Annotated in this window: 13 protein-coding genes; 6 read left to right on the plus strand and 7 right to left on the minus strand. The window is 69.5% G+C overall.

The window, feature by feature from the left end:
• Positions 1 to 68: 68 nt before the first annotated feature.
• The 6 genes from murJ (at position 69) to ACIG47_RS00915 (ending at position 7,970) form a co-directional block, all read left to right on the plus strand.
• On the plus strand, positions 69 to 1,799 hold the full coding sequence (gene murJ, locus ACIG47_RS00890) for a murein biosynthesis integral membrane protein MurJ (protein WP_397429240.1): 1,731 nt from the start codon (positions 69 to 71) through the stop codon (positions 1,797 to 1,799).
• Positions 1,800 to 1,961: 162 nt separating this feature from the next.
• On the plus strand, positions 1,962 to 3,830 hold the full coding sequence (locus tag ACIG47_RS00895) for a hypothetical protein (RefSeq protein WP_397429241.1): 1,869 nt from the start codon (positions 1,962 to 1,964) through the stop codon (positions 3,828 to 3,830).
• A 239-nt stretch (positions 3,831 to 4,069) separates the two neighbouring features.
• Positions 4,070 to 5,044, plus strand: coding sequence for a thioredoxin-disulfide reductase (trxB, locus tag ACIG47_RS00900; protein ID WP_397429242.1), 975 nt, complete (start codon positions 4,070 to 4,072; stop codon positions 5,042 to 5,044).
• A gap of 15 nt (positions 5,045 to 5,059) precedes the next feature.
• Positions 5,060 to 5,386 (plus strand): thioredoxin, encoded by a 327-nt coding sequence (trxA, locus tag ACIG47_RS00905; RefSeq protein WP_119141134.1) that lies wholly within the window; start codon positions 5,060 to 5,062, stop codon positions 5,384 to 5,386.
• A gap of 227 nt (positions 5,387 to 5,613) precedes the next feature.
• Positions 5,614 to 6,849, plus strand: coding sequence for a PLP-dependent aminotransferase family protein (locus ACIG47_RS00910; protein WP_397429520.1), 1,236 nt, complete (start codon positions 5,614 to 5,616; stop codon positions 6,847 to 6,849).
• A gap of 92 nt (positions 6,850 to 6,941) precedes the next feature.
• The gene (locus ACIG47_RS00915) at positions 6,942 to 7,970 is read left to right on the plus strand and encodes a D-alanine--D-alanine ligase (protein WP_397429243.1); all 1,029 of its coding nucleotides are present in this window, start codon (positions 6,942 to 6,944) and stop codon (positions 7,968 to 7,970) included.
• Between the two features lie 107 nt (positions 7,971 to 8,077).
• On the opposite strand, the gene ACIG47_RS00920 is transcribed toward ACIG47_RS00915, so the two are convergent.
• The 7 genes from ACIG47_RS00920 to rnpA all read right to left on the minus strand — a co-directional run bounded on the left by ACIG47_RS00920 (position 8,078) and on the right by rnpA (position 16,206).
• Positions 8,078 to 9,331, minus strand: a complete 1,254-nt coding sequence (locus ACIG47_RS00920; RefSeq protein WP_397429244.1) for a ParB/RepB/Spo0J family partition protein — start codon at positions 9,329 to 9,331, stop codon at positions 8,078 to 8,080.
• A 103-nt stretch (positions 9,332 to 9,434) separates the two neighbouring features.
• Positions 9,435 to 11,711, minus strand: a complete 2,277-nt coding sequence (locus tag ACIG47_RS00925) for an AAA family ATPase (RefSeq protein WP_397429245.1) — start codon at positions 11,709 to 11,711, stop codon at positions 9,435 to 9,437.
• 1,184 nt (positions 11,712 to 12,895) lie between these two features.
• Complete coding sequence (rsmG, locus tag ACIG47_RS00930; RefSeq protein ID WP_397429246.1) at positions 12,896 to 13,585, minus strand: 16S rRNA (guanine(527)-N(7))-methyltransferase RsmG; 690 nt, start codon at positions 13,583 to 13,585, stop codon at positions 12,896 to 12,898.
• A 95-nt stretch (positions 13,586 to 13,680) separates the two neighbouring features.
• On the minus strand, positions 13,681 to 14,229 hold the full coding sequence (locus tag ACIG47_RS00935) for a protein jag (protein ID WP_397429247.1): 549 nt from the start codon (positions 14,227 to 14,229) through the stop codon (positions 13,681 to 13,683).
• Positions 14,230 to 14,241: 12 nt separating this feature from the next.
• On the minus strand, positions 14,242 to 15,447 hold the full coding sequence (gene yidC / locus ACIG47_RS00940; RefSeq protein WP_397429248.1) for a membrane protein insertase YidC: 1,206 nt from the start codon (positions 15,445 to 15,447) through the stop codon (positions 14,242 to 14,244).
• Between the two features lie 76 nt (positions 15,448 to 15,523).
• Entirely contained in the window at positions 15,524 to 15,832 is a 309-nt protein-coding gene (yidD, locus tag ACIG47_RS00945) for a membrane protein insertion efficiency factor YidD (protein WP_397429249.1), read from the minus strand.
• Complete coding sequence (gene rnpA, locus ACIG47_RS00950) at positions 15,829 to 16,206, minus strand: ribonuclease P protein component (RefSeq protein WP_397429250.1); 378 nt, start codon at positions 16,204 to 16,206, stop codon at positions 15,829 to 15,831. The genes yidD and rnpA overlap by 4 nt, the downstream gene beginning before the upstream one ends.
• Positions 16,207 to 16,208: the final 2 nt, after the last annotated feature.

Here is a 16,208-nt window from a genome sequence, read left to right on the forward strand (position 1 = left end):
GTCGGCCGGGACGGCGCCGGCCAGGGCCCCCAAACCACGGGAGTAGTCGCTTGACCCAGGAGAACACCGTGACCGCAGCAGCCGACCCCGCGTCGGAACCCGACCCCGGCGCGGCCGCGGGCTCGTCCCCCGCGCAGCCGCCGTCGCGCGGTCTGGGCCGCAACTCGATCGTCATGGCCGCCGGCACCGCGGCCTCCCGGCTGGGCGGGCTGGTGCGCAACATGATGCTCGTGGCCGCCATCGGGTCGGTGGGCAGCGTCGCCATCACGTTCGACGTCGCGAACAAGCTGCCCAACGTGCTGTTCGCGATCCTCGCGGGTGGCGCTCTGAACGCCGTGCTGGTGCCGCAGATCGTCAAGGCGTTCCGTGCACGCAACGCACAGGAGCGGATCGACAAGCTGCTCACCGTCTCCGCCGTCGGCATCCTCGCCGTCACGGCCGTGCTCACGGGCGCCTCCGCCTGGGTGGTCCTGCTGTACACGCAGGGCTTGAGCGCCGAGGAGCTCGCGCTGGGCACCGTGTTCGCCTACTGGTGCATCCCGCAGCTGTTCTTCTACGGCCTCTACACGCTGCTCGGTCAGGTGCTCAACGCACGCGAGCAGTTCGGGCCGTTCATGTGGGCGCCGGTGGCCAACAACGTGGTCTCGGTCATCGGGTTCGGCGTCTTCCTGGCTGTCTTCGGCACCGCGCCCGCGCTGGGCATCAACGACCTTGACGAGTGGGACACACCGCGCACCATCCTGCTTGCCGGAACGGCCACCCTGGGCATCGTCGCGCAGGCGCTCGTGCTGCTGGTCCCGCTGCTGCGCTCGGGCTTCCGCTGGCACTTCCGGCTGGGCCTGCGGGGCATCGGCCTGCGCTCGGCCGGAACGGTGGCCACGTGGACGCTCGCCGCAGTGGTGCTCGAGCAGGCCGGCATCCTCTTCCTGACCCGGGTGGCATCGGAGGCGGGCGCCGCAGGCGCCGCGGCCACCCCGCCCGTCGCGGTGGCCGGTAACGGCTCCTACACGCAGGCACTCCTCATCTACCTGCTGCCGCACTCGCTGGTCACGGTGTCGATCGCGACCGCCCTGTTCACCGGCATCAGCAAGGCCGCCCAGGAGGGCGACACCGATCGCGTCCGCGGCGACCTCTCCCTCGGCCTGCGCACCATCGGCGTCTTCACGGTGTTCGCCACGGCAGCCCTCACGGTGCTGGCCGCGCCCGCCACGGCCTTCATCGTGCCGACCGCGGGCGAGGAGGGCACCGCCCTGATCGCCCCGGTGCTGGTGGCGCTCTCGTTCGGTCTGGTGCCGCTGGGCGGCATGGCGCTCATGAAGTGGGTCTACTACGCGTACGAGGACGGTCGCTCGGTCTTCTGGATCACCGTGCCGTCGACGTCGATGCTGGTGATCGGCCTGATCGCCGCCCAGCTCTGGCTGCCGATCGAGATGTGGGTGATCGCGGCGGGCGCCAGCTACGCGCTGTCGAACTGGATCACCGTGCTGCTGCGCACGCGTGGCCTGCGGACGAAGCTGAACGGCCGGCTCGACGGTGGGCGCATCCTCACGCTGCACGCCAAGGCTCTCGTCGCTGCCGTGCTGGCCGGGCTGGCCGGGTGGGGGGTCTACCGGCTGCTGGGCGGGTTCGACGTGCTGTCCTTCGGCAACGGCTGGGTCCTGACGATGCTGAGCGGTCTGTGGGTGTCGGCCCTGTGCGGTGTGGTCATGCTCGCCGTCTACGTGCTGCTGCTGCGTCTGCTGCGCGTCCAGGAGCTCGACGGCCTGCTCCGCCCGGTCCTGGCCCGGTTCCGACGCTGACCTTGCCGACGCACGCGGAAGCGCAGATCGCTGATCTGCGCTTTCGTTGCATTCAGGCGACGTTTCGGCGGTCCGTCAGCGGTTCCGCGTAGCATGGCGACGGCGCGTGATCCCGGACATCACGCACCTGTTACTGTCCCCCGAGCGAGCGAGGAGGTCCGCGTGAGCACCGTCGAGCCAGGGAGTGTGCTGGTCGAGAGGTACAGGCTCGTCCAGCAGGCGACGACCGATCTCGCCGCGGCGACCGCCTGGGAGGCACGTGACCTGATCCTGGAGCGCGAGGTCCGGGTCACGCTCGTGACCGGGCCCTACGCGGGCGATGCCCTCGACTCCGCGCGGCGCGCCGCGCTCGTCACCGACCCTCGCCTGGTCCGGGTGCTCGACGCCGGGACGGACGGCGACGGCCGGCGATACGTGGTGTCCGAGCCGCACACCGGCACCACGCTGACCGAGATCGTGTCGAGCGGGCTCGTGGACGAGCAGCAGGCCCGTGCCATCGTCGGCGAGGCGGCGTCGGCACTCGCCGTGGCCCACGCACGGGGTGTCCACCACACCGCCCTGCGCCCCGAGGCCGTGCGGGTCGACGGCCACCGGGTCCGGGTCACCGGCCTGGGGATCGACGGCGGCCTCGCCTCGGGCGACACGCTGAACGGCCGGCCCGCGCAGCTCGACGCGCAGGGTCTGGTCGCGCTCCTCTACTACGCGATGACGGCACGCTGGCCCGGGCAGGACCTCGAGGCCGGCTGGATCGCGAAGGACACCCTGATCCCGCTGCCCGCGCAGCTCGACCCTTCCGGCGCCGTGGCGCCGCTGTCCACGCTGGTTCCCCACGTGGACGCCGACATCGACGCCCTCGTGAGCCGGACGTTCGACGCGTCCGGCGGCACCGGCGGGCCGATGAACCCCGACGACGTGACCGCGGCCCTGGCGCCGTGGGGAGAGGTTTCCGTAGTGGCATCGCTGCCTGGATTCGTTCAGCCTGAGCCGGAGGGTCCGCGACGCCAGTCCATCGCCGACGCTTTCAACGGCGAGGGTGCTCCGCCCGTGCGACGGCCGGTCTCCGGCCGGATCGCCCGCTCCGACGAGACCGCGGTCGCGGGTGCGGTGCCCGCCGGTTACACCGAGCCGCAGAGCGACTACACCTACGAGCCGCAGGCCTTCGGCCAGCAGCACGCCCCGGTGCCGCCGCCACCCCCGGAGGGCGCGACGCAGGCGTACGACCAGTACGGCCAGCCGGTCGCCCCCGCCCAGCCCGGGTACGAGCAGGCCCAGTACGCGGCAGGCGGGGCGCCGCAGCAGTACCCGCCGCAGTACGCGCCGGCCGGCTACGCCCCTGACGGCGGCGGATACTACGAGCAGCAGGACGGCGGGTTCGCCACCCAGCCGGCGCCCAAGCGGCGCGGCGTGAACCCGACGCCGATCGTGCTGAGCCTGGTGGGCGTGGCCGTCGTCGCCGGACTGATCTGGGCGGTGAACGCGATGATGTCGCCGACGGGCGAGGCCATCGGCGAGGCGTCGCCGTCGGCGTCGGCCTCCGCCTCCGCCGGTGCGGGAGGTACCGACGAGGGCGAGAACAGCGCGGAGCCGTCCGCCCCGACCGAGACCGAGGCACGGCCCGTCATCGACTCGGCGGCCCTCCTGGGCACGCTGGAGTTCGAGGGTGCGACCATCGACCACCCCGAGGCGGTCGAGCGTGCCTACGACGCCGATCCGCAGTCGTTCTACTACACGACCACGTACCAGCGGGCGGAGTTCGGCGGGTTCAAGGACTCCCTGGGCATGGAGCTGAAGCTCCGGGAGCCGGCCTCGGTCTCCAAGATCGAGCTGCTCACCAACACGCCCGGTGGCAAGGTGCAGATCCTCAAGGGCGGCGCCGGCGGTGAGGTGCTCGCCGAGGGCGCGTTCGCGAACACCACCACGTTCGAGCTCACCGAGCCGGTGGTGAGCGACTCGTTCACGATCTGGATCACCGAGCTGCCGCAGGTGTCCGACGGGTTCCGGCTGGAGCTCAACGAGGTCGTCCTGAGCTGACCCCGGCGGCTTCCGGCCGCGCCGAGAACGGCCCCGGGCAGTCCCCTCCCCGTCGGGAGAGACTGTCCGGGGCCGTTCTCCGTCCCCCGGGGCCGTGACCGCGCCTTCTATCCATCGAAATCTGTCGATATTGTGTGGCGAGACTCACGTCCACGACCGAGCCGTGGACGACATCGGCTGGAACACTGGGACCCGCCCGCGTGTTGATGCGTGTGCCCATGGAACTCGAGGAGACCACCTTGACCGAACAGACCACCGCACCGGCTACCGAGACCACCGAGGCACCCGTGCTCGACGTCGTCATCGTGGGGTCCGGCCCCGCGGGGTACACCGCAGCGGTCTACGCGGCGCGTGCCGGCTTCGCGCCTGTCGTCATCGCGGGTTCGGTCACCGCGGGTGGCGCCCTGATGAACACCACCGAGGTCGAGAACTTCCCCGGCTTCCCGGCGGGCATCCAGGGCCCGGACCTGATGGACGCCATGCGGGAGCAGGCGGAGAAGTTCGGCGCCCAGGTCATCTGGGACGACGCCGAGCAGGTCGAGCTCACCGGTGACGTCAAGACCATCGTGACCGGCGGCGGCGACACCTACCGCGCGCGTTCGGTCATCCTGGCGACCGGTTCCGCCTACCGCGAGCTGGGCCTGGCCGACGAGAAGCGGCTCTCCGGCCGAGGCGTCTCCTGGTGCGCGACCTGTGACGGGTTCTTCTTCCGCGACCAGGACATCGCGGTGGTGGGTGGCGGCGACTCCGCCATGGAGGAGGCCACGTTCCTGACCCGGTTCGCGTCCAAGGTGACCGTCGTGCATCGCCGCGACGACCTGCGCGCCTCGAAGATCATGGCCGAGCGCGCCGCCGCCGACCCGAAGATCGAGTTCGCCTGGAACAGCGAGGTCGCGGGGATCAACGGTGAGGACAAGGTCGCGGGGATCAGCCTGCGCGACACGGTCACGGGCGAGGTCCGGGACCTGAACGCCACCGGGCTGTTCGTCGCGATCGGCCACGAGCCGCGGACCGACCTGGTCAAGGGCCAGGTCGACCTGGACGAGAACGGTTACATCCTCGTCGAGGGCCGCAGCACGCGGACGAACCTCCCTGGCGTCTTCGCCTGCGGCGACGCCGTGGACCACACGTACCGCCAGGCGATCACGGCCGCCGGCTCAGGCTGCTCCGCGGCACTCGACGCCCAGGCGTTCCTCGACTCGCTGAACGACTGACAAAGGAGATTACGGATGAGCACCATCAAGGTCACCGACGACACCTTCAAGGCGGAGGTCCTCGACTCCGACATCCCCGTCTTCGTCGACTTCTGGGCCACCTGGTGTGGTCCGTGCCGCATGGTGGCACCGATCCTCGAGGAGCTCTCCGACGAGTACGAGGGCAAGATCAAGATCGTCAAGATCGACACCGACGAGAACCGTCAGACCGCCATGGACTACGGCATCGTCTCGATCCCGACGCTCAACGTCTACAAGGGCGGCGAGGTCGTGAAGTCGATCATCGGCGCTCGCCCGAAGCGCGCGCTGACGCAGGAGATCGACGAGGTCCTCGCGGGCTGACCGCCGTCACCACACCGAGAGCGCGCACCCGCCCGGGTGCGCGCTCTCGGTGTCTCCGGGCACCCTCGAGCCTGTCCGTCCGCGCGGAGTCTCACCGTTTCACCACGAACAGGCACTGGGAGGAGCACGCCACGCGTGCCAGACTGGCTCGCGTGAACGAGCTTCCCGAGACTGCCGGTAACCGCCTCGACCCGTGGTTCGGTTCGTACGCGGCGCGAGCGCACGGCATGCGCGCCTCGGAGATCCGGGCGCTGTTCTCGGTCGCGAACCGCCCCGAGGTCGTGTCGCTCGCCGGTGGCATGCCGTATCTCGAGGGTCTGCCGCTCGACGTCATCGCCGACACCATGCAGCGCCTCATCGTCACCAAGGGCACCACAGCGCTCCAGTACGGCTCCGGTCAGGGCGAGGAGTCCCTCCGGGAGCACATCACCCAGGTAGTCGCCCTGGAGGGCGTCTCCGCCCACCCCGACGACGTGGTCGTCACCACCGGCTCGCAGTCGGCCCTGGACCTGGTGACCCGCATCTTCGTGGACCCGGGCGACGTGATCATCGCCGAGGCGCCGTCGTACGTCGGGGCCCTGGGCGTCTTCCGCTCCTACCAGGCCGACGTGGTCCAGGTCCCGCTCGACGCCGACGGCCTGGTCCCTGCCGAGCTCGACGACGTGCTCACCCGCCTCGCGGCCGAGGGCCGGCGCGTGAAGTTCCTGTACACCGTCCCGACGTTCCAGAACCCCGCGGGCGTCTCTCTGTCCGCCGAGCGGCGCCCCCAGATCCTGGAGATCTGCCGCCGCCACGGCGTCCTGGTCGTCGAGGACAACCCCTACGGCCTGCTCGGCTTCGACGACGAGCCGCTCCCGGCGCTGCGCTCGTACGACACCGACGGCGTGCTGTACCTGGGGTCGTTCTCCAAGACGTTCGCCCCCGGCTACCGCGTCGGCTTCGTGATCGCGCCGCACGCCGTGCGCGACAAGCTCGTGCTCGCGAGCGAGTCGGCGGTGCTGTCGCCGTCGAACGCGTCGCAGCTCGCGGTGGCGACGTACCTCGAGACGTGCGACTGGAAGGCCCAGATCAAGGACTACCGGGAGATGTACCGGGACCGGCGCGACGCCCTCGTGGGCGCGCTGGGCGAGTACCTCCCGAGCGCATCGTGGAACGTGCCGCGCGGTGGGTTCTTCGTCTGGGTCCGGCTGCCGGAGGGGCTGGACTCCCGCGCCATGCTCCCCCGCGCCGTGACGGCGCGCGTCGCGTACGTGCCGGGCACCGCCTTCTACTACGACGGCAGCGGCTCGGACCACATGCGCCTGTCCTTCTGCTTCCCGACGCCGGAACGCATCCGCGAGGGCGTGCGCCGCCTCGCCGGTGTCGTGAACGGTGAGTCCGAGCTGGTGCAGATCTTCGGCACCTCCGCGCAGCCCGACCCCGACGTGGACGACGTCGAGGGCCCCGCACCCGACCTGGCCTGACTCCCCCGTGTCAGACGCACAGGTCACGTGGGTGACCTGTGCGTCTGACACGATGGCAGCCATCCCGTACACCCCGATCGAGTGAGCCGTCGATGACCAGTCCCGCCCCCGCCCCGAACGCGCCGGCACCCGGTACCGCGTCCACCTCGCCCGCACCCGACGACGCGGGACGCAGCCCGCTGGTGGTCGTCCTCGCCGGCGGTCTCTCGCACGAGCGCGACGTGTCGCTCCGGTCCGGTCGCCGGGTCGCCGAGTCGTTGCGCTCGACCGGCCTCGACGTGATCGTGCACGACGTCGACGCGGACCTCCTGGCGTTCCTCCGCAGCACCCGCCCCGACGTCGTCTGGCCGCTGCTGCACGGCGCTTCGGGCGAGGACGGATCGGTGCGGGACGTGCTCGACATGGCAGGCCTGCCCTACGTGGGCTCCGACCCGCGCGCCAGCCGCGTCGTCTGGAACAAGCCCATCGCCAAGGCGGCCCTGCTCGAAGCGGGGCTCACCACCCCCGACTACGTGACGCTCCCCCAGAGCCTCTTCCGGGACCTCGGCGCGCAGCCCGTGCTCGACACGATCGTGGGACACCTTGGCCTCCCCCTCGTCGTCAAGCCCACCGAGGGCGGTTCCGCCCTGGGGGTCACGGTCGTCACGCGTGCGGAGGACCTGCCGCGCGCCATGGTCGAGTGCTTCGCGTACGGCGAGACCGCGCTGATCGAGCACGCGGTCGACGGCATCGAGCTGGCGGTGAGCGTGATCGACGGTCCGGGCGGGCCCCGGGCACTGCCCGCCGTGGAGATCGTCGCGGAGAACGGCTACGACTACGCCGCGCGCTACGTCGCCGGCGAGACCGAGTTCTTCGCACCGGCTCGACTCACCGCGGAGCAGGCGGCATACGTCGCCGACGTCGCCGTGCAGGCCCATGAGGCGCTCCACCTGCGACACCTGTCCCGCACCGATCTGATCCTCGACCGGTCCGGCGTGGCCCACGTCCTGGAGGTCAACGTGGCACCCGGGATGACGGAGATGTCGCTTCTGCCGCAGGCTGCCGCCGCGGGTGGACACTCGCTCCCGGACCTGTACCGACGCATCGTCGACCTGGCGCTGCTGCCGGTGCGCCGACCCTGACCGACGAAGACATCGACGAAGACATCAGGGCCGGCATCCCCGCGGGGATGCCGGCCCTGATGTTCTCCCGGAACGCGTACGTCGCACCGACTCCGCGTACGGGGCGGTCAGTCCCCGGACGGTGGCTTCAGGAGACCTCGCTCGTCCGGGGCCATGACCTGCAGGATGCGGTTGAGGTCCTCGACCGACGCGAACTCCACGGTCATACGGCCCTTGGTCTTGCCGAGGGCTACCTTGACCCGCGTCTCGAACCTGTCCGAGAGCCGCGTGGCCAGCTCGTCCACCGCCTCGCTCCGCGTGCCGGCACGCGGAGCCTTGCGGGTCTTCCCCGAGCCACCCTCGGACTCCGTGAGCATCACGATCTCCTCGGTCGCCCGGACCGACAGACCTTCGGAGACGATGCGCTGCGCGAGCCGCTCGATCTCGGCGCCGTCACTCAGACCCAGGAGCGCGCGAGCGTGACCGGCCGACAGCACGCCGGCGGCGACGCGACGCTGGACCAGTGGTGGCAGACGCAGCAGGCGGAGGGTGTTCGAGATCTGCGGGCGGCTGCGGGCGATGCGAGTGGCAAGCTCCTCGTGCGTGCACCCGAAGTCGTCGAGGAGCTGGCGATACGCAGCGGCTTCTTCGAGCGGGTTCAGGTCCGAGCGGTGCAGGTTCTCCAGGAGCGCGTCCCGGAGCATGTCGCCGTCCTCGGTATCGCGAACGATCGCCGGGATGGTCTCGAGCTCGGCCGCCTGCGTGGCGCGCCAGCGCCGCTCACCCATGATGAGTTCGTACTCGCCGGGGTGCTCCTTGTCGGGGCGCACCACGATGGGCTGGAGCACGCCGATCTCCTTGATCGACTCCACCAGCTCGTCCAGGTCGCCCTCGTCGAAGACCGTACGAGGCTGCCAGGTGTTCGGGCGGATCGCGCTGACCGGGAGCTCCGCGAACCGTGCACCAGGGACCGGCAGCAGGTCGGCCGTTTCACGTGAAACGACGTCCGCCTCACCCTGCTCCCGGCTGAAGAACGTGTTGTCCAGCGCGGAGGCACTCCCGCCTTCCCCCGCCTCGTTCGCGACCGACAGTCGGCCGCTCGCGATCGCCGAGTCCCACTTCACCGTGCTGGGGCGCGGGCCGGAGCTCTTCGCCGGCTTCTTCTCGACCGTGGGTGTGTCGTTCGGCGAGGGCGCCACATCGGTGTCCGCGGCCTCGTCGAGCGCCGACGGGCGTTCCTGCACCACGGTCGCGACCGTGCCGCCGATGCCGATGCCGTCGGACTCACCGGGTCCCACGCCGGGCGCCTGTTCGTCCAGCTCAGGACCCGTCGGGATCAGGGCGCCCAGGCCCCGCCCGAGCCCGCGTCGCTTCGCACTCATCGTGTCTCCTCGTCCGTTCCGGTCCCGCGCCGGGCGCGGACTGGTGTCGTCTCCATCGTCATCGTCACAGCGCGCGGCACGCACCGATCATCACTGCAGACCATCAGTCCTGAGCTCCGACCGCTTCTGCCTTCATCGCGCGCCGGGGGCTCGAACCTCCCTGGCCACGCTCGGCTAGCTCGCGAGACGCCTGCAGGTAAGCGAGCGCTCCCGTCGACGTCGCGTCGTAGGTCATCACGGTCTGCCCGTAGCTCGGGGCCTCCGAGATCCGGACCGAACGCGGGATCGTCGTCTTGAAGGTCTCTGCCGGGAAGTGAGACCGGACCTCGCCCGCCACCTGCTGCGCCAGGTTGGTTCGGCCGTCGTACATCGTGAGTAGGATCGAGGACACGCGCAGCTCGGGGTTGAGGTGCGAGCGGATCAGATCGATCGTCTTCAGGAGCTGGCTCAGACCCTCGAGCGCGTAGTACTCGCACTGGATGGGGATGAAGACCTCACGGCCCGCCACGAAGGCGTTCACGGTCAGAAGACCGAGACTCGGCGGGCAGTCGATGAGGACGTAGTCGATGCGCTCCTCACCTGCCGCGATGCGATCGTCGAGGTACTTCGCGATCGCCTTCCGGAGCCTCGTTTCACGTGAAACGAGAGACACCAGCTCGATCTCGGATCCAGACAGGTCGATGGTGGCCGGAACGCCCCAGAGGTTGGGGATGTCAGGGCACTGCTGCACGGTGCTCGCGAGAGACTCGCCCTCGATGAGAATCTCGTACACGGACGGCGTGCCCGCTCGATGTTCGATGCCGAGTGCCGTCGAGGCGTTGCCCTGCGGGTCGTTGTCGATCACCAGCACGTTCAGGCCGGACTGCGCCAGGCCGGCCGCGATGTTGACCGTGGTGGTCGTCTTGCCGACCCCGCCCTTCTGGTTGGCCACCGTGATGATGCGCGTCTTGGGCGGACGAGGGAATCGCCGCCCCTGAAGTTCGATACGTCGGCGAGCGTCCATGGCGAGCTCGGCGGCGACCGGAGTCGTGTCGTCAACGGCAGGGACGGTTGCGATGAGGGCTGACCGACGCTCGTCATCGCCACCGTGCGGGCCGCCTGTGGGCTGCTGCGTGCCGTGGGCCGTCTGCGCGGGCCCGGACGTTTCACGTGAAACGCCGGGAGCGGAGAGGCTCTGCACAGGAATCGGATCCGTCACGCGGACACTGTAATCGCTGGCCACGTCATCTGGCTTGGCCTCCAGCCCTGTTTCGTCGGCGGAATGTGTGAATTCGGCATCCACGACAGCGACTTCCTCCTCATCGTCGACATCCGCCGGGTGCCCGATCACAGCAGGAGCCGCGTTCACCGCCGCATCGAGGGCTTCACTGGCACGCTTGATCGCATCGGCCGGAATCGGTCGGGTCGAGGGGAGTTCGTCCATCTGGTCCGGATCGTGAAGGGGCTCGGCCTGTGTCTCCGCCTCCCGCTTCGTCGACGGAGCGTCGGCGTGCCCCGCCGGAGAGGTTCCGTCCTGTTCCGGGCTCAGCCCATCATCGTCAGCCGCCGGGAGGGCACTCTGCTCTTCCGGCTGTGACCCCTGGGGTCCTGGGGACACTTCATCCCTGGCGTCGGCCCGGACGTCACTCTCGTGGCTGGTGCCAATCACTCCCTCGGAGTCCCCCGAAAGTTCCGACTCAGACCCCGAGCGAGGGCCAAGCGCCCCGTCAGTCGCGGTCGCGAGCGTTGCGGTAGCCACGACGTCGTTCACCCCTTCGCCCCCACGGGCTTCAGCTTCCTTGAGCTCATCTGCACCGGCGTCGGCTTCGGGATCCGCCGTACCTTCCCCAGCCGTACCCTCCCCGGCCGGATGGGCCACGGATGGCTGCTCTCCGGCTGGGCTCTCGGGCACGCCTCCGGCACCAACGACCGCGTCGAGTGCGCGACTGTCATCCAGCGCACGCTCCTCCACCGGCTCCGCACAGCTGACATCGCCCGCCGAGCCTGCACCGGGACGCTCGCCCGGGAGCAACCCGACCGCCGTGCCCGGCTCGTCCTCGGACGACGCCGCATCACTCGGCGTGGGCATCGTCACCGACTCGATCAACTGGCTCAGCACCGCAGCACTCTTCTCGTCCGCACCGTCCTGACCCCAGACCTCGTCCCGGGGTACACCCGGCATGACAGCCTGCCGAGGAGGCGCCATGTCCACCGAGGACGGCATCACGGCGGTGTCATCGGCGAGTGGCGTCTCGCGTTCCACCGGGGCATCGCCCCCGAGATCGCCGGCGTCCGCGGTCTCAGCCGGCTTCTCCGCGATCAGAACAGTCGTGCTCTGCTCCACCGGAGCCAGCCCGGCCGCCGAACCATCACCGATCGCAGCGGATGCCGCGGTGATCATCTCGTCGCGACTAGGAGGCTCCCCCGCGTCGGCCGGCGGCCCCGATGCGGACGAGTCGGGCACTGCCGCCGGGGCAGCCTGCGCCGCTGCGGCCGCGGCCGCTGCCTTTCGCTTGGACTTTCGTCTGAAGAAGCACACGCGTGCAACGCTACGGTCGCCGACCTGCTCAGGCGTGCCGAAACGCCGCTCTCGGAGCGATCAGTTCACCAGCGATCCGGTCTTCCCGCTCGCCCATGGCCCCTCGGTCGTTGTGCGCATCGGATCGGGCTCGGCCGGTCTTCTCCAGGACTCTCGTTTCACGTGAAACGACCGAGCAGACGCCGTACCCGTAGCTCATCTGGATCAGACAGGGTTCGTCCTCTGGGCGCCCGCCCGGGTTTCACGTGAAACAGCAACCCACCAGCCGTAGCCGCTATGGCACGTCCGGTATGCCGCCCCGCAGACGGGCCGACCCTACCCTCCTGCGTGCCGGCGCTCGCCCGAATCGGTGCTGGACGCTTCTTGCTCAGATCAACGGCTCTCATCACAACGGTCGCCGCCGCGCTGGTCGTTACCCTCGGGACCTCGGCGCGCGCGACCCCGTTCCCGAGCTCAACCCACTCCACGGGTCGTGGGCCATCGGCCATCGGCCGTCGGCCAGAAGCCACGAGCCACGAGCCACAAGCCACGAGCCACGAGCCACGAGCCACGAGCCACGAGCCACCTCAGTGCGGCAGGGATCTCCTGGACGTCAAGCGGAGCCCGCAGCCAACCGCGACCCGGCTATCTCCACGTCGTTCGAACAGGCCAGGCAGATCACCATTGACCACATGTCGACCCTGCGCTCGGAGAGTGCCCCCACCGTTGCCGGCAGAACAAGGACCTCCCACTCCAGCGGAAGCAACAACCACTGGAACGGCTACCAGCTCGGCATCCGCCGGAACACCTGCATCACGACAGTTACTCACCGGCATCTTCGCCTGCGTCGGGTACAGGTCGGGCTGGGGCTACACATACAAGTCCGGCGCTGGAGACACCCACGCCGATGAGGGCGACGACTGGGAACATCATCCTCTACGCACCTGAGGCGGCTGTCGACGCATGCGCCGCGTCCCGGGCACTGCCCGGGAACCGACGACAGGAGCGGTCGCCGTTGTGATGGCGACCGCTCCCGTTCCACGTGAAACAACCTCTGTCGAAAGGTCCTACTTCCCCCGGGGGATGCGCACGATAGTCGTCGACTCGACGCCTGCGACTGTCGATCCCTCAAGGATCTCAGGCTCCCCCGCCCCGTACTTCCGCAGCACCTTCCGTGCAGGATCGACCTCCTGCGCCACGTTACGTCCCTTGAGAATCACCATTTCGCCACCCACGCGAACCAGCGGAAGACTCATCCGTGCCAGCTTGGACAGCGGAGCGACCGCCCGGGAAGTCACTGCGTCCACCTCGAACGCGTCGTGGTACTCCTCGGCTCGCCCGCGCTTCACCTGGACGTTCGTCAGGCCGAGCTCCGTGGCAACCTCGACCAACCAGGTGGTCCGCCGCTCCATCGGCTCGACCAGGAGCACATCAAGCCCCGGTCGCATCGCCGCCACGATGATGCCCGGCAGCCCCGCACCCGATCCGATGTCCGCGACCGCGCCCGCCGTCGGCAGATACTGCACGACCGCAGCCGAGTTCAGGACGTGCCGCTCCCAGATCCGCGGGACCTCGCGCGGCCCGATCAGCCCGCGCAGCTCGCCCTGCTCCCGGAGCAGGTCCGCGTATCGCGCCACCTTGTCGTAAGCCGTGCCGAAGTACTGCTTGACCGGCTCACTCGCACCAAGGGTGTCGCCGTCGAACACCTCCGCAACGATGTCGGGCTCACCCTGTCCCGTCCCGTCCGTACCGCTCACGTCACGCCCTCCACTCGATGTCGAAAGAAGCCAAGCACAGAAAGGGCCGGTGCACGTCCTCGGACGTGCACCGGCCCTCGGCCGAAGCCGAACACTCAGTCCGCGGTGACCGCCGGCGCGGGCTGCACCACGACATAGCGCTCAGGCTCGACACCGCGCGAGTCGCTCACCAGCCCCGCAGCCGCCACGGCGTCGTGCACCACCTTGCGCTCGAACGCATTCAGGGGGGCCAGCTCGACCTCCTCGCCGGAGGCGCGCACCTCCTCGACCGCCTTCTGTGCGATCCGCGTCAGCTCGACCCGACGGGCGGCCCGGAAGCCGCCGATGTCGAGCATCAGGCGGCTCCGCTCGCCCGTCCGAGTCTGCACGGCCAGGCGGGTGAGCTCCTGCATCGCGTCGAGCACCTCACCCTCGCGACCGATCAGGTCCGCAAGCAGCTTCGGATCGTCTGCCACCACCTCGACCGCCGCGCGGTCGTGCTTGATGTCGAGGTCGATGTCGCCGTCCAGGTCAGCGATGTCGAGGAACTCCTCGAGGTAGTCCGCAGCGATCTCGCCCTCTTCCTCGAGGCGCTTGATCCGGTCCTCCGGATCAACCGCGGGAGCCGCGGAGTCCGATGCCGCCGTACCTGTGCTCGCGTTCATCGCGTCCACCTCCTACTTCTTCTGCTTGCTCTTGCCCGACGACGTCGAGGTAGTCCCCGGCGTCGCACCCGACGACTTCGGCTTCGGCTTCGACCCGGGCTGCTTGCCCGACGTCGTGCCGGAGGGCTTGGACTTGGACCCGGTCTGCTTCCCGGACGCCGAGCTCGACGCATCCGGAGCCGCATCTACGGGCTGGTCCTGCGGCGCACCCTGCGGAGCGGACTGCGCGACCGCCGGTCGACCGGCGGTGGGCGTCGCACCCTTCTGGCGGTTCTTCCGCTTGGGCTGCACCCGCTGGCCGGTCTTGGGCTGCTCGACCACCGGCGTCTCGTCCTCGATGACCTCGCCCCGCTTCGCGGCGCGCTTCGCGGCGCGCTTCGCGGCCTTGGCTGCCTGACGCTCCTTGAGCTGCTTCTCGGCGAGAGATCCCGGGGTCGGCATCCGCTTGATCGTGTAGTACTGCTGCCCCATCGACCAGAGGTTCGTGACCGTCCAGTAGATCAGCACACCCACCGGGAAGTTCACGCCGGAGATCGCGAACACGATCGGCAGCATGTAGAGCATCAGCTTCTGCGTCTGGGCCATCGGGCCCTCGAGCGCCGACGGCGGCATGTTCTTCATCGTCAGCTGGCGCTGCGTGGTGAAGGTCGTGACGCTCATCGCGACGATCAGCGCGATCACGACGATGCGCGAGGTCAGCGAGTCGGTCTGCAGGAAGACGTCACTGAGCTGGGCACCGAACAGCGTCGACGACTCGATGTCGCCCGCCACGTCACGGGTGATCGGGCCGATCGGGTCAGCAGTTCCCTCGGAGATCTGCTTGAGGCTGTTCAGCACGCGGAACAGGGCGAAGAAGATCGGCGACTGCAGCAGGATCGGCATGCAGGAGGCGAACGGGTTGGTCCCGTGCTTCCGGTACAGCTCCATGGTCTCGCGCGTCATGTTCTCGCGAGACGCAGGGTCCGTCTTGCCCTTGTACTTCTTCTGGATCGCCTGAAGCTCCGGCTGGATCATCTGCATCCCGCGCGAGGCCTTGATCTGCTTGAAGAAGAGCGGGATCAGCGCGACGCGGATCACGATCACCAGTGCGACGATCGAGAGGACCCAGGCCGTACCCGGGCCGGCGGACATGCCCAGTGTCGTGAACAGCCAGTGCGATCCGTAGATGATCCAGGCGACCACCCATTCGATCGGCCAGAGGAATGCGAAGAAGTCCATCGGTCAAGAAGCTCCAGAGTCGGGACGCGAAGTCTGCGGGGTGCGGTGTCGTGCCGGCGGCGCACGCCAGGGCAGGTCAGCCCTCGGCGTGGGTGTGCGCGCTGCGCACGGGCGGCACGTCGTCGACGCCGCCGAGACTCCACGGGTTGCACCGCAGCAGGCGCCACAGCGCGAGACCCAGCCCACGCAGCGCACCGTGGCGCCGGAGCGCGATCAAGGCGTACTGCGAGCAGGACGGGTAGTACTTACAGCTCGGAGGGCTCATCGGGCTGATGAACGCCTGGTAGAAACGGATCATCCCTACCAGAACGGTCACCGGGAGTCGCCCGATCACCGAAGGTTCGCGCGTCGGTGCCTCACCCTCAGGGGCGGGGATGGCAGTCATCTCGCCCCGTCTCCGGTCGCGCGGGCGACCGCGCGCCGCAGGCACGAGTCGAGATCGCGGTCGAGATCCGCGTAGGTGGCACCGGCCGACGGCGGGAGAGCGCGCACGACGGCGCGAGCGGTGGCCGGCAGCGTCGAGAGGTGTCCCGCTGCGGACGCTCGGAGCCGCCGCTTCACGAGGTTGCGCTGCACGGAGTTACCCACAGCCTTGGAAACGACAAAACCGACCTGTGGAGTTCCCGATCCTGCGTCCGGGACGTTCTCGTCCGGAACCAGGAGGTGAACCACCACGGTCGATCGACCTGCACGCGTGCCGCGGCGCACCGTCCGCTCGAAGTCGACGGAACGGCGCAGACGGTGCGCCGCGGGCAACATGG

The sequence above is a fragment of the Promicromonospora sp. NPDC052451 genome (genome assembly GCF_044547525.1).
In the GTDB taxonomy this organism is placed as follows: Bacteria; Actinomycetota; Actinomycetes; order Actinomycetales; family Cellulomonadaceae; genus Promicromonospora.

Coding starts and splice junctions, on each gene's coding strand:
- ACIG47_RS00910 (WP_397429520.1), top strand. CDS start 5,614: ATGCGCGCCTCGGAGATCCGGGCGCTGTTCTCGGTCGCGAACCGCCCC.
- rnpA (WP_397429250.1), bottom strand. CDS start 16,206: ATGTTGCCCGCGGCGCACCGTCTGCGCCGTTCCGTCGACTTCGAGCGG.
- yidC (WP_397429248.1), bottom strand. CDS start 15,447: ATGGACTTCTTCGCATTCCTCTGGCCGATCGAATGGGTGGTCGCCTGG.
- ACIG47_RS00915 (WP_397429243.1), top strand. CDS start 6,942: ATGACCAGTCCCGCCCCCGCCCCGAACGCGCCGGCACCCGGTACCGCG.
- trxA (WP_119141134.1), top strand. CDS start 5,060: ATGAGCACCATCAAGGTCACCGACGACACCTTCAAGGCGGAGGTCCTC.
- yidD (WP_397429249.1), bottom strand. CDS start 15,832: ATGACTGCCATCCCCGCCCCTGAGGGTGAGGCACCGACGCGCGAACCT.
- ACIG47_RS00935 (WP_397429247.1), bottom strand. CDS start 14,229: ATGAACGCGAGCACAGGTACGGCGGCATCGGACTCCGCGGCTCCCGCG.
- ACIG47_RS00925 (WP_397429245.1), bottom strand. CDS start 11,711: ATGATCACCGCGGCATCCGCTGCGATCGGTGATGGTTCGGCGGCCGGG.
- ACIG47_RS00920 (WP_397429244.1), bottom strand. CDS start 9,331: ATGAGTGCGAAGCGACGCGGGCTCGGGCGGGGCCTGGGCGCCCTGATC.